Here is an 18,445-nt window from a genome sequence, read left to right as displayed (position 1 = left end):
GATGCCATGGTAAATCGCCGCTCCGCCATTGGTCTGTCCGCCGGCATCGCGTTTCTTGGCTCAGGCGCCGTTTCGCGCGGCTGGGGCGAATCTGTAGACAACCCGGCCCCGAACGGCTTTCGCTGGCTCGGCGACTTCGCCGCCAAAGGCAAAGGCGCGAGCGACGACACGGGCACGTTCCAGCGCGCGATCGACTACGCCCGTAATCTCGCATTGCGCGCGCGCGACACGTCCTGTCTGCCATCGTTGCTGATCCCCGCCGGCCGATACGTGCTCACGCAGACGCTCGACACCGCGCCGTGGATCAAGTTGTGCTCGGTAGGCGGCGTTCTGCTCGACTTCTCGCAAATGCCGGTGGGCTGGGACGGTCTGACATGCAGAAACGAAACCACGCTGCCTGCCACGGAGTTGCGTTTCCCCGGTGACCGTTCACCGTTCCTCGACGGCACCGGCGGCACGATCTCGATACTCGGACCCGGCAAAGCGCGGGCGGAAGGATCCGGCATCGTGCTGGGCAACCGCCAGCCCGGCTTTCCCGGCGCCGTGAGAGACGCGGGCGGCCGCAATGTCGTAGTCACCGGCTGGGGTAGCGCGCTGCGGATCGATCCGCTCAACACCTACCTCACGGCGTGGTTCTCTTCGCGCTTCGAACAGAACCGAGAGGCTGCCATCCGCGTGGCGCCCGGTGTCGGTAGAAGCGTGAACAGCGGCGAACGAATGACCTTCATCGATTGCACGTTTGCGGGGTCCGCACGCGCGCTCGACATCGACTCGGACAGCATGGACTTCGTCTTCGACGCCTGCTCGTTCGATTTCAACGGAGACGTCGTGTATTTCGGCAAGCACGCCCGTTTCGGTACGGTGGCGTTCAACCACTGCCACATCGAGGGGATCGACGGACTGCTGGTCGATGCGACCGACGCGGGCAAGCATCTGCGCACCGTGTTCCGCGATTCGATCGTCTTGCCGAGGCACTGGAAGCGCAAGGACCTCGACAATGCACCTCGTCAACTGGTCGCCGGTACAGCGAAGTTCGCGGCGTCCGGGCTCGAGTGGCGTTTCGAGTCGCCGCAACAAGGCTCGCTAACGCCCTTGATCAGCGACGAAGTGCCGGTTGAAGCGCTCAGCGCGATGAGCTTCCAGAAGGTTCCGGCACTGCCATGGCGGGGCGCCGTGATCAATGCCGACAGCCGCTTCACGCTGGATGGTCCCGGCACGCCGGTGAGCGCGCTGACGCACTGGACCCTGTCGTCCACAGCCGCTGCGCGAGCCACCGGCGAACTTGTCACGCTCAACACCATGGCGGGAAACGGCGCATCGACCCGATCGCAACAGCTATTGCGGCTGGCGGCGGATCGGGACGACGAGCCGTTCTCACTGACCACGCGAACTCCTTTCCCGGTGAACCCGGGTGACACCGTGCTCGCTGCCTGCACGGCGACCACGGCGGCCAACAAAGGCCGCACGGCATTCACCTTCCAGTTCTACGCGGCGGGGGGCGTTCCGCTCGGCATCAGCGAATCGCAAAGCCCGGCTAACGCGCTTGCTGGCGCACAAGCCACTGTTCCCGCTGGCGCCGTTCAGGCCACGCTCAAGATGAGTTTCATCGACTGGACGGGGACGCTTGAGTTAAGCGAACTGGCGGTATGGCGCTCGTCATGAAGTCCGCTCCACCGCGCCGGGTTCGAGTCCGCAACGTCTCAACACAAAGAAACCAAGACCAGATGATTTCCAACGTTCTCATGGTTTGCCACGGAAACCTTTGCCGCAGCCCAATGGCTGCGGCTCTTCTTCAGCAACGCAGCGACGGCCTACGCGTCGGCTCCGCCGGCCTCGCTGCCGAGGTGGGGCAACCCGCCGCGAAAGAGGCCGTCGCGGCGCTTGCCGAAGTGCGCATCGACATCCGCGCACACCGCGCCGTGCAGTTGACCCGACAGCTCGCGAACGACGCGGATCTGATACTGACCATGACCGCCGCGCAGACCCGCAGCCTGCACTCGCTATATCCGTTGATGCGCGGCCGCATCTTCCCGCTGCGCGACTTCGACGACACGGATATCGACGATCCGATGGGCATGCCGCTCTCCGAGTTCCGCACCTGTCGCGCAGCCTTGCTGACCGGCATCGATCACTGGGTCAAACGGCTGACGGACCTGAACGGACCAGTGGGCGGCCGTGCCCGTTCCGAAGCACTCTGCGTCGACGGAGGTGCTAAGTGAACGCGTCGAATATGCCATACGAAGCCACCGCCGAAAAGGAGTTCAATCTCGCGGCCATGCTCGATGTGTTCATGCTGTACCGGCACATGATGCTGTGGATTTTCGGCACCGTGTCGGCTCTCGGGATCGCGGCGGCCCTGTTGTCGGACCCGCAGTATCAGGTCAACATCATCACGCAGGTCGACGAGGGCTCTGCCGCCACCACCGCGTCGTCTCTGCTGGGTCAGGATCTGTCGTCGATGCTCGACGTCAAGTCGTCTGCGGATACGGAAATGCAGGTCCTGCAGTCTCGGCTCGTCGTGGCTTCGGCAGTCGATAATCTGCGCCTCGACATCGACCTGGAGCCGGCTCGCTTCCCGCTGATCGGCCGCGCTATCGCGCGCTCCAGCAAGGGGCTGTCCCGTCCCGGCTTTCTCGGTATGGGCGGCTACACGTGGGGCGACGAGAGCGCCCGCGTCGAGCGCTTCGACGTGCCCGTCGGCTTCGAGGGAGAACAATATCGCCTGACGGTTCTGGACGCCAGCACCTACCGGCTTTCCGGCGCCGGCATCGAACAGGGCGTCGTGGGACGGGTCGGCAGGACCGAGACCTTCGTCAGCGACGACGGCCCCATTACGCTGCAGGTCGGCGCGATCCACGCGATACCCGGCGCGCGCTTCAGGCTCACCCGACAATCGCGCCTGGAAACGATCGACAAGCTGCAGCGCAGCCTGTCGATCAGCGAGCTCGGCAAAGACTCCAACGTTTTGCAGGTCAAGCTGCGCGGCAGCGATCCGGTGCTGATCACCGCGATTCTCAACGATATCGCGCGCCACTATGTCGGTCAGAACGAAGACCGTAAGGCGGAACAGGCCGCGCGTTCGCTGACCTTTCTGCGCGGCCAGGTGCCCGACTTGCGCCAGAAGCTCGATACTGCGGAAAGCGCGTATGCCATGGTGCGCAGCAAGCTGGGATCGGTGGATCTCGACGGCGAGGCGCGCGCGCTCCTGCAACAGTCAGCCGACAACGAAACACTGACCAGCACGCTGCTGCAAAAACGCGCTGAAGCATTGATCCGCTTCGAGCCGACGAATCCGACGGTGGTCGCGCTCGATCACCAGATCAAGGTGCTTCAGTCGCAATCGGCCGGCTTCAACCAGCGCATCGATCGCCTTCCGGAGATCCAGCGTCAGGTGGTGACGGCGCAACGCGACGTTAAGATCAGCAACGATCTGTATGTCGGCTTGCTGAACAACATCGAGCAGTTGCAGATTCTCGAAGTGGGCCGGATCGGCAACGTCCGCGTGCTCGATAACGCGCTGTTGCCCGATCAGCCAATCCGGTTGTGGCGCCCCGTGCTGTGCGTCGTCGTGGTGGTGCTCGCGCTGTTCGCGGCCGCCGCCGCCGCGTTCATCCGCGATTTGCTGTTCCGCGGCATTTCGGATTCGCACGAGATCGAAGAACAGACCGATCTCAGCGTGTTCTCGGTCGTGCCGATGGCGAAGCGGCGCGGTTTCATGTGGTCCGGCTTTCTGCGGCGCAAAACGCCGGCGCGCCGCCCGCTGGCGTTCGTCGATCCGGCCGACCCGGCGATCGAGAGCTTGCGCAGTCTGCGTACGGCGTTGCAGTTCTCGCTGTCCGATTCCGGCAACAACGTCGTGATGTTTACCGGGCCTTCACCCAATATCGGCAAATCGTTCATCGCGTCGAACGTGGCCGCGGTGCTCGCGCGGACCGGCAAACGCGTGCTGTTGATCGACGGCGACCTGCGGCGCAGCGGACTGAGCCGTGCATATGGCTGCCACTCGGCGGTCGGTCTCGCCGACGTGATCGCCGGAGCCAGCGAGCTCGACGCGTCGATCCGCAAAGTCGAGCGCTCGACGCTCGACTTCCTGCCAAGCGGGTCGATGCCGCCCAACGCCGCCGACCATCTTAGCGGTGCGGGCGTGGCCGGACTCTTCGGGAGGCTCGCCGCCCGATACGACGTGGTGATCGTCGACACCGCGCCGCTGCTGCCCGTACCCGACGCAGCGATTCTCGCGCCCTATTCCAGCGGCAATGTGTTCCTGGTGGCGCGCGCCTCCATCACGAAGCCGGCGGAACTCGAAGAATGCGCGCGCCGCCTGCGCCAGGTCGGCGTCGACGTGAAAGGCGTGGTGCTCAACGGAATCGACCGGCACGCCGGACGTTTCCGCTACGGCACGACCTACGGCAGCTATCGCTATACGCGCTCCCGAAACGAAGAACCCCGTCCTGTGATGGACGAGGTGGCGCCATGACGCAGCGAAGCCGCGACGCTTGGGCGGCATCCCTACTGTCCATCAGCGCACTGGGTTCAGCCGGGCTGGCCTTCGCCGTGCAGGCCAGCCTCGCGCGGTCCCTCGCGCCGGCGGAATATGGACGGCTCGCCGCCGCGCTCGCCGTCGTGACAATCATCGCGCCGGCGGTCGGCTTCGGCGTGCCTTCGTTCTGGCTGAAAGCCTACGGCACCGAAGGCTGGGCGGCATGGCGCTGGATGGAGGCGTCGGTGCGTTTCATAGCACGCAGCGCCGCGCTGTGCGTCGTCGCCGCCGTGCTGTGGGCTTGGATCGGCACAGCCGACGCGCGCACCAGCCAGTTGCTGCTGCTGATGCTGCCGGTGATCCTGACACAGTGCGCAATCGAAATGGCCTCGGCGAAACTGCAACTCGAAGAGCGGTTTGGACGGGTTGCGCTGTGGCAGGCATTGCAGCATGCAGCCCGTCTCGCCTTGGTGCTGACCTGCTGGAAGCTCGCGACGAACAGCGAAGCGATCGCGCTCGGCTTCGGCTGCATCGGCGCGGTCGTGACGCTCGGCGCCTGGCGGTCGGTCTCCGCGCTGCGGCGCGGCGCGGTGGAACTGGTCGGCCACGGACCGCAATCTGCCGCGTACGTCGCACACGCCGGATTGCCGACGCCATCGACGCATGAACTCTGGCGCAACGCCCTGCCGTTCGGCATGTCGAGTCTGCTTTTCTACGCATACGGACAAAGCGGGCTGGTGATTGTCGCGCACCTCGGTATGCCGCAGGACGTCGGCGTGTATAGCGTCGCGGTAACCATGCTGACGGCGCTCTATCTGTTGCCGACCGTGCTGTTCCAGAAACTGCTGATGCCGCGTCTGCACCGCTGGGCTGCTTCGGGCGACGAACGACTCGAACGCATGTACCGCGACGGCAGCAAATGGATGTTCGCCTCGGGCACCTTACTGGCGCTTGTCGCGGCAGTGCTCGCGCCGTTCGTGATCCCCGTGGTGTTCGGCCGCCAATACGAGCAATCGGTCCGCGTGGTCGTCCTCATGACGTTCAGCACACCCTTCAGGTTTCTGACGGTCTGCGCTTCCTCGGTGATGACGACCCGCAATCTGATTCGCGTGCGCAACCGCTGCGCGTTCGCCGCCCTGCTGGTTAGCGTGATTGCCAGCGTGATCGGCGTGTCGGTGGCGGGTATCGTCGGCGCCGCGCTTGCTTCCGTCGCAGGCGAAGTCGTGTGGGCCGCGCTGTCCGTGCTGTGCGCCCGCCACTTCCTCGCCGGCGCACGGCATGAAGCGGCGCCCGCTGCCGCGATTCAGCCACCCATCGACGCGTCCTCGTCCAGCGTCGCCAGAATGATTCCGGTCTGCGCGATCGTTCCATGCTTCAACTGCCGCGATACGATCGAGCGCGCGGTCCAGTCCGTGTTCCTGCAAACGTGCCGCCCCAAAGAGCTGATCCTGGTCGACGATTGCAGCACGGACGGCACCCGTGAGCTGCTCGGCGAGCTCGCGCGGACGTATCCGCCCGGCTGGATTCACATCCTGCTACAGCCCCGCAATGCGGGGCCCGGCGCCGCACGCAATGCCGCATGGGGCGCGGCGGGACAGCCCTACATTGCCTTTCTCGACTCGGACGACAGCTGGCATCCCGCGAAGATGGAGATCCAGTACGGATGGATGCGCGCGCGTCCCGAGGCGACGATCACCGGCCACCCGGTCGCGCAACTCGACGCCGGCGAACGGGCCCAATCGCAACCATTGCCGCCCGTCGGCGCGCCACGCCGCATGTCGCGCCGGCGCGTGCTGTTCTCGAATCGCTTCACGCCTTCCAGCATTCTGATGCGCGCGGACGTCGGCGCCCGCTTCGACGAAACCAAACGTCATGCCGAGGACTACTTCATGTTGCTCGAAGTCGTTCTAGTCGATCGCGGCAACGCTTATTTGTTCCCGACGCCGCTTTCGTACATCTATAAGGCGCAATTCGGCGCGCGGTCCGGCCTGAGCGCTCAACTCTGGAAAATCCAGAAAGGCGAGCAGGATAACTATCTGCAGTTGCGCAGACGCAAGGTCATCAGCCCTGTCGAATGGCTGTGTTTTTCGCTGCTGAGTGCAATGAAATATTTTCGACGCTGCGTGGTGTCGCGGAGATTCGCGTGACCGACGCCCTCACCTCCATCGCAACGCAGCAAACGGCCGGGCGTGCGACATGACTTACTATCTCGTTCCCCTCGCAATCTTCTATTTCGGCGTGGCGCTGTGCGTCGCCTATGGCGGGACCAACCCCGCGGTCGTTCTGACCTGCGCGCTGCCGATGGTCGCGCTGGCCGTGTTGCGTGGCCATAGCGGGACCGACACCGCAGCGTATTACCAGGCGTTTACGGATCTCGGCCAAGGCAACGGCTACGGCGCCGAGCCGCTGTTCAATGCGTATGCGCGGCTCCTCTGGTCGATCGACCCCGACCCGCGGTTCGTCGTCAACAGCATTTCGATGACGACCGCGCTGTTGTTGCTGTGGTCCATTTCCCGCAGCCGCTTCGGCATCTGGTTTGGTGGACTGATCCTCATGCCGGGCATGTTCTACGAGCTGACCATGAACGTGATGCGCTTCGGTCTCGCGTCGGCGATCTTTCTGCTTGCGACGCGTGTGGCTCCGCACAGGAAGCCGCTTCGCTACTTCGTCTACGCGTTGCTCGGCACCTGCGTGCACTTCTCTTCGGCGCTGTTGTTCCTGCTATTCGTCGCGACCACCCGCCGCGGTCACACGCTGATGTTCGTCGGCGTCGCGGTTGTCGTCATCGGCGGTTCGCTCGTGATGCCAGACTACTTCGCCGACAAGACGAGCCTCTACACAGGCATCGCGGCGCCGAACGCGTCGTCGGGACTCCTCTTCCTGATGATCCAGATGCTGATGCTTGGCGTGATGATCGTCTACCGGCGGCAATTCGCCATTCCGCCGATCGGCTGGCTGATCTGCGCCGTGCTGGCGGCGGTGCTATACGGGATGACCCAGGTGACTTATGCGGGCATCCGTTTTCAGCTGATTCTCGTGAATCTGATGCTGGTCGTGCTGTGGCGTCAGTTTGCGCCGCCGACCGGCCGCATGCGGACCAATCTGGCGACCTGCCTGTTCGTCATCGGACTGATCGCACTGGCCGGACGCATCCACAACATGACCGATGAAGAAGGACGCGGACAGTCGCCGTTTCTGCCTTATCAGGCGGCTCCATCAATTCAGGAACTGGGGTGAGCGATCATGCGACAGAAAATCGTACACGTAACGGAAGCACTGGGTGGCGGCGTACTGCACTGCGTCGCGCTGCTGGCCAACCGTCAGGCCGCCGCCGGCGACGAGGTCCTCGTGCTGCATTCGATGCGGCAAGACACGCCGCCGGCCGCAAAGCTGAACGAACTGTTCGACCCGCGGGTGCGTCGCGAGGTCGTCGACATGCGCACCAGCATCGGCGTTCACGACATCGTCAGCGTGTTCCGGCTGCTCGTCGCGCTGCTGCGCGAGCGCCCGGACATCGTTCATCTGCATTCGTCGAAAGCCGCGGCCGTGGGCCGTATCGCGGCGCGCCTGCTCGGCATCACCGCGCGCACGATTTATTCGCCGCACGGCTTCGCCTTTCTCAAAGAAGATATCTCGCCGCGCAAGATCAGACTGTTCCTGCTGGTGGAACGGATGCTGCACGCAACGGGCGGCCATATCGTCGCCTGTTCGAAGAGCGAATTGCGCTATGCACGCATGCTGCTGTTGCGCGCCGAGCGCACCAGTCTGGTCGAGAACGCAGTGAAGCTCGACGAATTCCACAGCGACGGTGATAAAACGGCCGGCGAACGGATCGTCGTATGCACATCGGCACGCGTCACTTATCAGAAGGCGCCCTGGCGCTTTACCCGGCTCGCGCAACAGCTTTCGTCCAGCCCGGACGCCCGCTTCGTATGGTTCGGCGACGGCGAATCCGAGGCGATCGAGCGCTGGATCGATCGCGACACGGTTCAGGTAAGCGGCTGGATTCCGGCCGCAGAACTTCGCCGGCGGCTTTCGCAGTGCGACATCTTCGTTTTGCCGTCGCTTTGGGAGGGCATGCCGATCGCGCTGATCGAAGCGCAAGCGGCCGGACTTCCCGCTGTGGCCAGCCGCATCGTGGGCAACCGCGACGTGATCGTTCACGGCGTGACCGGCTTTCTCGCCAACGATGACGAAGAGCTCGAACGCTATACCCGCCAGTTGATCGACGACGCGCCACTACGGCAACGAATGGCGGCCGCCGCGAGCGCGCATGCGCGCAGCCGCTTCGGCGACACGCAGCTGTTCCGTTCTTATGTGGGGGTCTACCGGCGTTTGCTGACGCCGATACAAGACCGCCGTCTGCCGGCCGTCACGCACGCGCTTTCCCATGAGGTCCTGAAATGAATACATCTGAAATCGGCACCCCTCCGCGCGTCGCACCCAGTTCGCCGGCACGCCGTGCTCCGGTCCGCCGCCATGCGCGGAGAAGCGCTGCCGCGAGACGCGAGACGCGCATCGCGTTCTTCGGTTTCTACGGACGGCACAATTTCGGCGATGATCTCTTCGGCTACCTTCTGCAGTCGATGTCGATCAGGACACCGGGGATCCTCCCGCTGATTGTCGGCGCATCGCCCGCGCACGAATTGACACATTTGTTCCATTTGCCGGTCGCAAGAGCGTTGTGGACCCGTCCGGGGATAATGGGCGCGGCGGCCCGGTCCGTAACCTATGTGGCGGCCGTATTGCGCGCGAGAGCAGCGGTGTTCGGCGGCGGCTCTTTATTCGGCGCCAACGCTTCGCTCGCGTTCGCGAAGCTGATCGTCAACGCGGGGCGGTGGTTCAACAGGCCCGTCGCGGCAATCGGCGTGTCGGTCGGGCCGTTCGCGACAGCTGAGCGGCGCCACGCGTTTACCGGCGTACTCAGGGCGTTGCCCTGCATAGCGGTTCGCGATGAAGCCTCGGTTCGCGCGGTTGCGGACGCGACAGGCTCGGCGCCCGCCAACCTCAAGGATCTGGCATTCGCACTGCCGGCACTCTACACGCCGAAGCGCAGGCCGCACGATCGGCGCACGCTGGTGGTGTCCATTCATCTGCGGCAATACATGGATGCGGTACTGGCCGTGCTCGCCGACATCGACAACCGGCGCCTCGTCGACGAAGTGCTGTTCGTCTCGCTGGACGACGAGAGCGTTGCGGTCACGGGCGACATTGCCCGCCTGTTCTCGCCCTCGAACATCGCGGTAAGCCGCTTTCAATACGGCGATTCGATTACCGAGGTGGTCGATCTGCTGGCGGCTGCGGCGTGCGTCGTCACCTCTAAGCTGCACGGCGCGATCGTCAGTTTCGTGTACGACGTCCCGGTCCTGCTGTTCTGCTATCAACGCAAGTGCGCAGAATTCCTGCTGGACAACGGACTGCCTGGGCCCAAGGAACCGCAGCCGTCCGACGAGGTCTGCATCGCGCACGTCACCGCGCTTCTCTCGCCTACCGCTCGCGAGAGAAGCTATTCGAACGCCGATTGGCACCTCGATCAGTTCACGCGGTTCATCGCGGGTATTAGCGGGGTTGAAACACCATCTGGCGCGCGCTGAGCGCGCTCTCGATGCAGTGAGGTCGCGAACGCGGCCCGCGCTGCGTCACTAACTTTGCCGCAGACAGCGGCGGCCTGCCCCGTTCCCACGTTGACAGGCCTGCCACACGGAATCGATTAAATCTGCAGCTCCGGCATGCGGCTCGCGAGATATTCGCTGAAGTCCGACGACACTTCGGGATGGCGCAGCGCGAACTCCACCGTCGCCTTCAAGTAGCCGAGCTTGCTTCCGCAATCGAAACGCGTTCCGCTATACCGATAGGCCAGCACCTGTTCGTCGGCGAGTAGCGCCTGGATCGCATCGGTAAGTTGCAGCTCGCCGCCGCTGCCCGGCCGCAATGCGCGTAGATGCTTGAAGATTCTCGGCTTGAGGACATAGCGGCCGATTACGCCGAAACGGGACGGTGCGTCCGCGGGCGCAGGCTTCTCGACGATGCCCGACAATTTGAAAATATCTTCTTCCCATTGTTTGCCGTCGATTACGCCATAAGACTTCGACTCGTCCGGCGCGATCTCTTCGACACCGAGCACCGAGGTATGGTAATGATCGAACACGTCGATCATCTGCCGCAACACAGGCGGCCTCCCGTCCAATAAATCATCGGCCAGCACGACGGCAAACGGACTGTCGCCGACCAGCTTTTCCGCGCACAACACCGCATGGCCCAACCCCAGCGCTTCGGCCTGGCGAACATAGAAACAGTCCACATGGCTCGGCTTGATGCTGCGTACGAGCGAAAGGAGCTTCTCCTTTCCTCGTGCTTCGAGTTCGGCCTCGATCTCGTACGACTTGTCGAAATGATCCTCGATGGCCCGTTTGCTGCGTCCCGTCACGAAGATCATTTCAGTGATCCCGGCCGCGATCGCTTCTTCGACCGCGTACTGAATCAGCGGCTTATCTACAATCGGCAGCATTTCTTTCGGGCTTGCTTTGGTTGCCGGAAGAAAGCGGGTACCGAGCCCCGCAACCGGAAAGACGGCTTTCGTTACTTTAAGCATAGGACTTGAATCTCGCGCGTGGAATGAACGGGCATTTATATGGCATTCCCGGGTGTCTGAATCGCAAAAAAGAACCTGCCCGCCCAAATCCACTGACGAGCAGGTTTAACCGAGGTTGAAAGGGTTCACCGAGAGCAGAGAACCCCGAAACCAAGTATCGTCTTTCAATAGACGATCAGGGTAACCGTTTGTCTGATCAGGCTTATTAAATGACGGAACGCTACAGCAATGTGATTGGCCGGCATAACCACGTCGATATTCCGGCGCGATCACTTACAAGAGATTTCGACGGATTGTCAATATAGGCGGATTGAATCAAGGTTTTGTCAGAATTGGGAAAACCGCAATGAGTAGACTAACAAAAGGAATCTGTCGCCTGTCTGCCGCCCAAATAACCGGCGGCGAACCATTCAACTCTCCCGGACGAAAAAATCCAATTGGCCAAGAATTCAGACAGCCTGCAGGCAATCGCCGCATTCAACCAATCGTATCTGCTGCTCGCGCAGCGAATGCTGAAGGAAGACAGAGAGCAGGCAAAACGCGCGCTCGGCGTCTCCGACGCGATGGCAACGAGGATCTGTTCGCTGACACCGGCCGAAATCGAGGTTCTCTCCGATAGCGCGGAACTGATTTGTCAATTCCGATTCGACGCGGCGCCACGCCGAGCGTGACGCCTGCGCGCGCCTCGAGCGCGCGATGATATGGCTTCCGAACCCTGACATTCGTTCGGGTCAGGTGTTGCGCATTTCATCGGCAAATCAATGCACACCGTGGTTGACTCCATACCAGCCGCATCGATGAATTGGGTCGGACAGGCGTCCCGATTTATCGGCCGGCTTTAAACGATTCGGTTCGAAGCTACGCCTGATAACCGCTTCTCCGGGCAGCAGTCGCTCTGACAAGGACGACCAGCGAGTAAGGATTCCCTGACCCGTAGTTCAGCATCTACCGCCCACATTTTCTTGATCCCCTGACTGCACCGCGAAAAGTGGCCGCATAGGATGAATGCACGTCAATTGCCTTCATCCGAGTGTTGCCATGGTTCCCTATCTGTCAGAGAGAGAAAATTCGATCGAGCACATCAACGCAATGTGCTTATGCCTCTTTGACCGGTGGTGCGAGACCAGAAGCATCGCGCCGCTGACGTATCTGCTGCAAGGCTGGCCGATGATGAACAGCGAGCCCGACACCCTCCGGCGTCTTGGCAACGCTCTACGCGAGCTTAGACGGCAACATCCGCACGATTCCAGCGACGCCTCGTTTCAGGAGGTATGCGAACTATCGGATTGTGTCGAGGACCTGCTGATCCTGTCGTCACTGCCAACGTGGCTGACGAGCGGTTTGTAGCGGCAACGCCGACACCCGGGTTCGCCCAAAACAATGGTGTGGAGGACAGCGTGCATTTCGACGAAATCAGTGACGAAGAATGGCTGCTGCTCGCGCCCCTCCTCGCGGACCCTCCCATTTCTCACCGGCAGCGCGGCCGGCCACGCGCGCAGGTTCGCGTCGTGGCGAACGCCGTGGTGTGGGTGCTGACGACCGGCGAATCCTGGTCGATGTTGCCGAGCCACTATCCGTCGGCGCCGACCTGCCGGCACCGCTTCGAGGCGTGGCGTTCGAGCGGCGCCCTGGCGCAGATGTACCGGATTCTTTCGAGCACTGGACGCAAGTTCCGGTGCGGTCCGCAGTTCACACTGGAGCGCCGCGATGCCTCATCGCGACGCATCGATCGAGAGACGTGGGAAGATGGTTTTCGCCGGGTGTTCTGGAGGGAGCAGGCGTCCTGGCAAACACCGCGCGAGGCATGGCAGTCGTCCCATACCGCCGATACGTTCAGACATATTGCGCGGCAACTCCCGAATTCCCTGAATGCAGGGGATCCCGTACCCGGGTGCGCCGAATCGTGCGCGCCGGTGACACGCCCACACACCATGCAGCGCCCCGCCTCGCCATGGACGACCCTCGCGTCGAAAGGCCAGACCGAATCCGACCCGCGCGGCTACGTGATCCATGTTTCCGCCGATCAGCTGCCCAATGCGCGTTTCCGCGGATGGGCCGAGATCGTGCGTGATAAAAAGCGCGTCGCACGCTCCGGGCTGATCGGTCCGAGCTTTGAACACCGCGAGACGGCGCAGCAATACGCGCTCGAATGGGGGCGGCGATGGATCGGTGAGGAATGCGGCGAAAGCAGCGAAAGCGACGACGACGCCGTCGAATCGAACAGCGATGTTCGCCAACAAAGAAAATGCTCGGGGTGATCCGCTCCCGAAAGCGCCGGATGCTCCGGCGCCCCTGGCGAGTCAATGCACCACGCCGAAAATCGCCTTGACACCCTCCGCGGGCGTCAATCCCACGTCGAAGTAACCTTCGAGCCTCAATGCGGTCGCGTCGTCGAGTATGAAAGGCGGCCGGATGAAGCCCGTCGCGAAGGCGTGGTCGTACCATTCGCTCAGCCACGCGCGCAATGCCGCTTCGTGCACCGACAAGGTCCCCAGTTTGTCTGCGTTCATCGATGACTCCTTTGTCCGGCCTCGTTCATGTCATCCGACGAGCGGCTCGAAGCGCATTCTGCACAGTTTCTCTGCCGGCGGAAATACGTGCCACGTACCGTCGCTGTGCCGGAAAAAGAACAGCAGGATCGGTCCATCCGGTCGTCTGATTTCGACGCATACGCGGCAAGTCAGACCGTCCACCGAACCATGCAGCGTGAGCACACGGACCGGAAGCGCGCCCGCCGTCGCCAGTAATTTCTCGCGCAGTCCGCGTAGTGAGCTTTTCGTCGCATCCACATCTGCCCCCGCACGTCAGGTTCCCATTTGCCAATCGTGGGACAACGGCGAGGTTTCTTCAGTCAGCAGCGCCGGATTGTTGATTCGGGAAACGCTGCTTCGCGCCTCAGGATTTCCCTACCGGCACGGGCACTTCGTTACTCTGTCACCAGACCGTGCCTGATCGCATAGCGGATCAGCTCGGCGTTGTTGTTCAGGCCAAGTTTCTGCATGAGCCGCATCTTGTGAGTGCTGATGGTCTTGGCGCTGAGCGAACACGACTCGGCAATCTCGTTGATGCTCTGGCCGGCCGCCAGCATCTGCAACACCTGGAATTCACGGTCGGATAGCACTTCATGCGGCGGCGCGTCGCCGGAATGCGTTTCGAAGACCATCGCGTCGACCAGCTTCGGGTCGATGAAACGCCCGCCTCCAGCCAGCTTGCGGATCGCCGCGAGAAGCACGTCAAGATCGCTGTCTTTCGTCACATAGCCCGTCGCGCCCGCGCGCAGCGCGCGCGACACGACCTGTGCCTCGTTGTGGATGCTCAGCACGAGAATCGGCAGGGACGGCTGCTCGGCACGCACTCGCCGGATCAGATCGACCCCGCTGATGCCGGGCATCGTCATGTCCAGCAGCACCAGATCGAACCGCCGCGCACGCAGCCGATCGAGCACTTCCGAACCTTGCGCGGCCTCGGCGGCGACGACGATATCCGTGGTCGTCGCGAGAATCTGTTTCAGGCCGCCACGCACCACGGCGTGATCATCGGCAATCAGGACGTCGATCATTTTCTGCTGCGCCTGTAAGCGGAATGTGAATGGAAATCGCGGTGCCCATACCCTGCGCACTGTCGATACTCATCGCGCCGCCGATCAGGCGGGCGCGCTCCTGCATACCCAGCAGTCCGTACGAATAACCCGTACGCGCCATGGATGGATCGAATCCGCAGCCGTCGTCGCTCACGTGCAGATCGAGCGCCGCCGCCGTGCTAGTCAGCGTCACGTCGGCACGCGTTGCCCGCGCGTGGCGACCGACGTTGGTGAGCGAAGCCTGAACGATCCGGAATACGGCTGTGGCGCAAGCCTCCGGCAGCACGGGTTCCCCCCCGTTGATGTGCAACTGGCAAAGAATGCCATGGCGCCGCATGAAATCCTCCACCAGCCATTCCAGCGCCGACACGACCCCGAAGTTGAGCGCCACCGGCCGCAAATGGTTCGCGACATTGCGGACCATCCAGATGGTCTTTTCGACGAGTTCGCGCATGTCGTCGGCTTTGCGCATCGCCTCCGGATCGGTGCCGAGACGCATTTTCAGCAGGGAGACATCCATTTTCAGCGCGGTCAGCAATTGGCCGAGTTCATCGTGAATCTCCATGGCGATGCGCTTGCGCTCTTCCTCGCGAATCGCCTCCATGTACGCAGACAACTCGCGCAACTGATTGCGCGATTCGAACAACTCCTGCTCGATACGCTTGCGCGACGTGATGTCGCTCAGACCGACGTAGATCGCCGGGGCATCGCCGAAGGTCGCCACGCGGGCGGTCGCCATGGCCCAGAACGGCGAGCCGTCCGCGCGCCGCATATGCACTTCGCTGTTGCTGAAACTGCCCTCCGTGCGCAGATGCGACAGGAGCCGGTCACGGTCGCCGGCATCCATATAGAAATCGACGATGTTGGTCAACGGGCCCATGCCCGAATCGAGACCGACCAGTTTTCGCAACGGCTCATTCGCGTACAGAATGACGCCGTCGGGCATCGACGTGATGCACAGCGGAATCGGGCTGGTTTCGACAATGGTGCGAAAACGCGCTTCGCTCGCCTGCAACTTCGCTTCCGCCCGGCGGCGCTCGTCCACCTGAGCGGACAGCCGCGCATTCGACTCCGCGAGTTGCCTCGTGCGCTGCTCGACCGTCTGTTCGAGCGCGTCGCGCGCGCGCGACAATTCGGCCTCGGCCTCGTGGCGCACCGCCACCTCGTTCATGAGCTGGCGGTTCTGCACGACAAGCTGCCGGTGCATCACGCGCAACGCGAGATGGGTCTCGATGCGCGCCATCATTTCGTTGACACGGACGGGCTTCGCCACGTAGTCGACGCCCCCGGCCGAAAAACCCTCGACCATGTCTTCCGCGCCCGTCAAGGAGGTCATGAAAATGACCGCGATATCGCGCGTGCGCGGGTCCGCCTTGAGCCGCCGGCAAGTCTCGAAGCCGTCGATTCCCGGCATCTTCACATCGAGCAGGATCAGGTCCGGCGCGGAAAACAGCGCACGCTCCAGCGCCTCTTCGCCGTCGAGCGCAATGAGCACCCGAAAGCCGCGGTCCGTCAAACTGTCGACGACCACGCCGAAATTCGCCGGCGTGTCGTCGGCGATGAGGATTGTCGGCCGTTCGCGGCCCTCCGCGTTGGGCTCGTTCATGGCTTGCCCTCGAGAGTCAGATACCGTTCGACCAGATGGAGAATCGACTTCGACTGATAGTTTTGAGCCAGTGCACAGAGTTGCCCCGTGAAAGAGCGGTAACGCGAATCGCGCGCCGCCAGGCTCTCGGCCCAGGCGATGATTTCATGCATATCGCCAAGGCGTGCAAGATGATGCAATTCTTCCATCTGCCGCCGGGGCACGGCCGCGAGGCTGACCTCCGGCGTCACTTCACGCTCGGCCGGCGACGCATGGATCCACCTCAGCCCGAGTAGCGTGGCGATCTGGGCCAGCAGCGCTTCGAGGTCGACCGGCTTTGGCAGGAACGCGTTCACGCCCGCTTCCATGCTCATCGCCTTGTTGATTCCGGAAGGGCTGGCGGACATGGCAATGATCGGAACATGAGCGAACCCCTGCGATTTTCGCAGGTTGCGCGTCAATTCGAGGCCGTTCATTTCGGGCATCACGATGTCCGTAAGAATGAGTGCCGGTCGTTCGCGTTGCGCCGTCTCGAACCCATCGCGACCGTCTTGCGCCTCGACGGTGTCGAAGCCGAGACGGCCTAGCAGATCTACAACGATCGCACGATTGACCTCGATATCGTCGACGACCAGCACCTTCCTGCGCGGCCCCTCATAGCCCGTCGCCGTGGACGAGAGCGACGCTGGGGCCGCCGTCTTGCGCAACACGGGCGTCACGCTCGCGGGCGGCAGTTCGAAGCGGAAAGTACTGCCCTGCCCGAGGCGGCTTTCCACCTCGATCTCGCCGCCCATTGCACGCACGAACTCACGGCTGATGGCAAGGCCGAGGCCGGTCCCGCCTGCTCGCCGCTCAGCCGCGCCCAGTTGTTCGAAGGGCTCGAAGATCGTATTCAATTGATCGTGACCAATGCCCACCCCCGTGTCGCGCACCTCGAAACGGACGCGGTTTGCCTCGGACCTGGAGACAAGGAGGCTCACGCAACCGGAGTCGGTGAACTTGACGGCGTTGGCAAGCAGATTGAGCATGACCTGCCGCAAGCGGCGCTCATCGGCACGCACGCCGTCGGGCGCATCGTCTGCGAATTCGCAGATGAAGTCGAGATGCTTCTGCTCGGCTTTCACGCCGATGATGTCCCGAATGACATCGACAAACCCCGCCAGCGGCACGTCGTTTATTTCGACTCTCAGCTTGCCCGCTTCGATCCTCGCGAAATCAAGCGTGTCTTCGATCAACGTTAGCAGATGCTCGCCACTGTGGCGGATGACCGCCACGCGTTCTCGCTGCCGCTCGCTCAACGTGGCATCGCACTCGAGAATCTGCGCGTAGCCGAGAATACCGTTCAGCGGTGTGCGCAACTCGTGACTCATGTTCGCCAGGAACTCTCCTTTGGCCCGGTTAGCCGCTTCCGCCAGATTGCGTGCTTCGCGTTCAGCCGCCGTATTCTGCTCGTCGCGATACGCGCAATGAAGCCGCGCGCCCATCGCATTGAATGCGGCCGCCACGCGGTCGAGTTCGTCCGGCTCACGCCGTTTTCGGCGCTGGAGGCTGAACGGCCTGGGCGGTTCACGGAAATCGTAGTTCTCCACCGTCCGCGCGATGGCCGCGACGTGCCGCATCACAAGACGGGACAGGATGTAGACGATGAACAGCGAGACGAAAAAAGTGTTGGCGGCCTGCGTGATCAGAATCGTCGCGGCGGTCCGCTTCAACTGGCGGTAGAGATCGAGCAGCGTTGCCTCCACGTAGAGCTTGCCGATCTCGCGCTCCTTGCCCTGCACCCTGTAGAGGAGCGGAAACTCGCGAGCCATGACGGGACCGGCGGAGCGTTGACCCGCGCTCAGGTAGGCAGATTGCCCGGCTTTCCCCGTCTCGCGTATTTCCACGGCACGGATATCCGCGAGACGCAGAATGCCGTTCAACTCCAGTTGCAGTTGCGCATCGTCGAGTCGCCAGAGCGCTTCCGCCAGACTGTCGCGACTACTGCGGTCAATGTCCACGAGGCGATTGTCGATCTGCTTCACGCCCTGCTCGTAGTCGCGGTAAAGCTGCAGCCCGGTCAGCAACACCGTGACCGCGCAGCTGACGAGCAGCACGGTCACGAGAAGCCGTGACACAAGGCTGCTCCTGAAGCGGCTGATCAAACCCCACCATGCGTCGAACAGGTTGTGCTTCATACTTCCCCGCGAGTGCTACGGTTCTAGTTTC

General features: G+C 62.8%; 15 protein-coding genes. 10 read left to right on the top strand and 5 right to left on the bottom strand.

From position 1 onward, the window contains the following. Window positions 1-6: 6 nt before the first annotated feature. Genes AC57B1_RS27455 through AC57B1_RS27425 form a run of 7 tightly spaced genes read left to right on the top strand, consistent with a single transcriptional unit; the run spans window position 7 to window position 10,074 of the window. Window positions 7-1,662: a hypothetical protein gene (locus AC57B1_RS27455; RefSeq protein ID WP_496419239.1), complete on the top strand. Its 1,656-nt coding sequence runs from the start codon at window positions 7-9 to the stop codon at window positions 1,660-1,662. Beyond that, window positions 1,647-2,219: an arsenate reductase/protein-tyrosine-phosphatase family protein gene (locus tag AC57B1_RS27450; RefSeq protein ID WP_496419238.1), complete on the top strand. Its 573-nt coding sequence runs from the start codon at window positions 1,647-1,649 to the stop codon at window positions 2,217-2,219. Before AC57B1_RS27455 ends, AC57B1_RS27450 begins: the two co-directional genes overlap by 16 nt. Next, window positions 2,216-4,477, top strand: coding sequence for a polysaccharide biosynthesis tyrosine autokinase (locus AC57B1_RS27445; RefSeq protein WP_496419237.1), 2,262 nt, complete (start codon window positions 2,216-2,218; stop codon window positions 4,475-4,477). The genes AC57B1_RS27450 and AC57B1_RS27445 overlap by 4 nt, the downstream gene beginning before the upstream one ends. Continuing rightward, window positions 4,474-6,627: a glycosyltransferase gene (locus tag AC57B1_RS27440; RefSeq protein WP_496419236.1), complete on the top strand. Its 2,154-nt coding sequence runs from the start codon at window positions 4,474-4,476 to the stop codon at window positions 6,625-6,627. The genes AC57B1_RS27445 and AC57B1_RS27440 overlap by 4 nt, the downstream gene beginning before the upstream one ends. 49 nt (window positions 6,628-6,676) lie before the next feature. After that, a complete protein-coding gene (locus tag AC57B1_RS27435; RefSeq protein WP_496419235.1) occupies window positions 6,677-7,717 on the top strand; it encodes an EpsG family protein in 1,041 nt (346 codons plus the stop codon). 6 nt (window positions 7,718-7,723) lie between these two features. After that, window positions 7,724-8,887 (top strand): glycosyltransferase, encoded by a 1,164-nt coding sequence (locus AC57B1_RS27430; protein WP_496419234.1) that lies wholly within the window; start codon window positions 7,724-7,726, stop codon window positions 8,885-8,887. Further along, the gene (locus AC57B1_RS27425) at window positions 8,884-10,074 is read left to right on the top strand and encodes a polysaccharide pyruvyl transferase family protein (protein WP_496419233.1); all 1,191 of its coding nucleotides are present in this window, start codon (window positions 8,884-8,886) and stop codon (window positions 10,072-10,074) included. Before AC57B1_RS27430 ends, AC57B1_RS27425 begins: the two co-directional genes overlap by 4 nt. 116 nt (window positions 10,075-10,190) lie before the next feature. Here the strand turns inward: AC57B1_RS27425 and galU are convergent, their stop codons facing one another. Then, a complete protein-coding gene (galU, locus tag AC57B1_RS27420) occupies window positions 10,191-11,072 on the bottom strand; it encodes a UTP--glucose-1-phosphate uridylyltransferase GalU (protein WP_496419333.1) in 882 nt (293 codons plus the stop codon). Between the two features lie 437 nt (window positions 11,073-11,509). Between galU and AC57B1_RS27415 the strand changes: the two genes are divergently transcribed. The 3 genes from AC57B1_RS27415 to AC57B1_RS27405 all read left to right on the top strand — a co-directional run bounded on the left by AC57B1_RS27415 (window position 11,510) and on the right by AC57B1_RS27405 (window position 13,330). Beyond that, window positions 11,510-11,743 carry a flagellar transcriptional regulator FlhD gene (locus AC57B1_RS27415; protein WP_496419232.1) on the top strand — a complete coding sequence of 78 codons (234 nt, stop codon included), beginning with the start codon at window positions 11,510-11,512 and terminating at the stop codon, window positions 11,741-11,743. Window positions 11,744-12,110: 367 nt separating this feature from the next. Continuing rightward, the gene (locus AC57B1_RS27410; protein WP_408342510.1) at window positions 12,111-12,419 is read left to right on the top strand and encodes a hypothetical protein; all 309 of its coding nucleotides are present in this window, start codon (window positions 12,111-12,113) and stop codon (window positions 12,417-12,419) included. A 50-nt stretch (window positions 12,420-12,469) separates the two neighbouring features. Further along, window positions 12,470-13,330, top strand: a complete 861-nt coding sequence (locus tag AC57B1_RS27405) for a transposase (protein ID WP_496419231.1) — start codon at window positions 12,470-12,472, stop codon at window positions 13,328-13,330. A gap of 42 nt (window positions 13,331-13,372) precedes the next feature. On the opposite strand, the gene AC57B1_RS27400 is transcribed toward AC57B1_RS27405, so the two are convergent. The 4 genes from AC57B1_RS27400 to AC57B1_RS27385 form a co-directional block, all read right to left on the bottom strand. Then, complete coding sequence (locus tag AC57B1_RS27400; RefSeq protein ID WP_091807236.1) at window positions 13,373-13,582, bottom strand: hypothetical protein; 210 nt, start codon at window positions 13,580-13,582, stop codon at window positions 13,373-13,375. 416 nt (window positions 13,583-13,998) lie between these two features. Beyond that, window positions 13,999-14,631, bottom strand: coding sequence for a response regulator (locus AC57B1_RS27395; RefSeq protein ID WP_408342504.1), 633 nt, complete (start codon window positions 14,629-14,631; stop codon window positions 13,999-14,001). After that, entirely contained in the window at window positions 14,606-16,258 is a 1,653-nt protein-coding gene (locus tag AC57B1_RS27390; protein ID WP_496419230.1) for a response regulator, read from the bottom strand. The genes AC57B1_RS27395 and AC57B1_RS27390 overlap by 26 nt, the downstream gene beginning before the upstream one ends. After that, entirely contained in the window at window positions 16,255-18,414 is a 2,160-nt protein-coding gene (locus tag AC57B1_RS27385; protein ID WP_496419229.1) for an ATP-binding protein, read from the bottom strand. The genes AC57B1_RS27390 and AC57B1_RS27385 overlap by 4 nt, the downstream gene beginning before the upstream one ends. Window positions 18,415-18,445: the final 31 nt, after the last annotated feature.

The organism is Paraburkholderia sp. BGA-UO-ETr-F21, from assembly GCF_059567925.1.
The sequence above is the reverse complement of the archived record's forward strand: the minus strand, read 5'-3'. Positions and strand labels throughout refer to the sequence as shown.

Coding starts and splice junctions, on each gene's coding strand:
- AC57B1_RS27450 (WP_496419238.1), top strand. CDS start 1,647: ATGGCGCTCGTCATGAAGTCCGCTCCACCGCGCCGGGTTCGAGTCCGC.
- AC57B1_RS27400 (WP_091807236.1), bottom strand. CDS start 13,582: ATGAACGCAGACAAACTGGGGACCTTGTCGGTGCACGAAGCGGCATTG.
- galU (WP_496419333.1), bottom strand. CDS start 11,072: ATGCTTAAAGTAACGAAAGCCGTCTTTCCGGTTGCGGGGCTCGGTACC.
- AC57B1_RS27435 (WP_496419235.1), top strand. CDS start 6,677: ATGACTTACTATCTCGTTCCCCTCGCAATCTTCTATTTCGGCGTGGCG.
- AC57B1_RS27410 (WP_408342510.1), top strand. CDS start 12,111: ATGGTTCCCTATCTGTCAGAGAGAGAAAATTCGATCGAGCACATCAAC.
- AC57B1_RS27455 (WP_496419239.1), top strand. CDS start 7: ATGGTAAATCGCCGCTCCGCCATTGGTCTGTCCGCCGGCATCGCGTTT.
- AC57B1_RS27440 (WP_496419236.1), top strand. CDS start 4,474: ATGACGCAGCGAAGCCGCGACGCTTGGGCGGCATCCCTACTGTCCATC.
- AC57B1_RS27390 (WP_496419230.1), bottom strand. CDS start 16,258: ATGAACGAGCCCAACGCGGAGGGCCGCGAACGGCCGACAATCCTCATC.
- AC57B1_RS27430 (WP_496419234.1), top strand. CDS start 7,724: ATGCGACAGAAAATCGTACACGTAACGGAAGCACTGGGTGGCGGCGTA.
- AC57B1_RS27425 (WP_496419233.1), top strand. CDS start 8,884: ATGAATACATCTGAAATCGGCACCCCTCCGCGCGTCGCACCCAGTTCG.
- AC57B1_RS27385 (WP_496419229.1), bottom strand. CDS start 18,414: ATGAAGCACAACCTGTTCGACGCATGGTGGGGTTTGATCAGCCGCTTC.
- AC57B1_RS27395 (WP_408342504.1), bottom strand. CDS start 14,631: ATGATCGACGTCCTGATTGCCGATGATCACGCCGTGGTGCGTGGCGGC.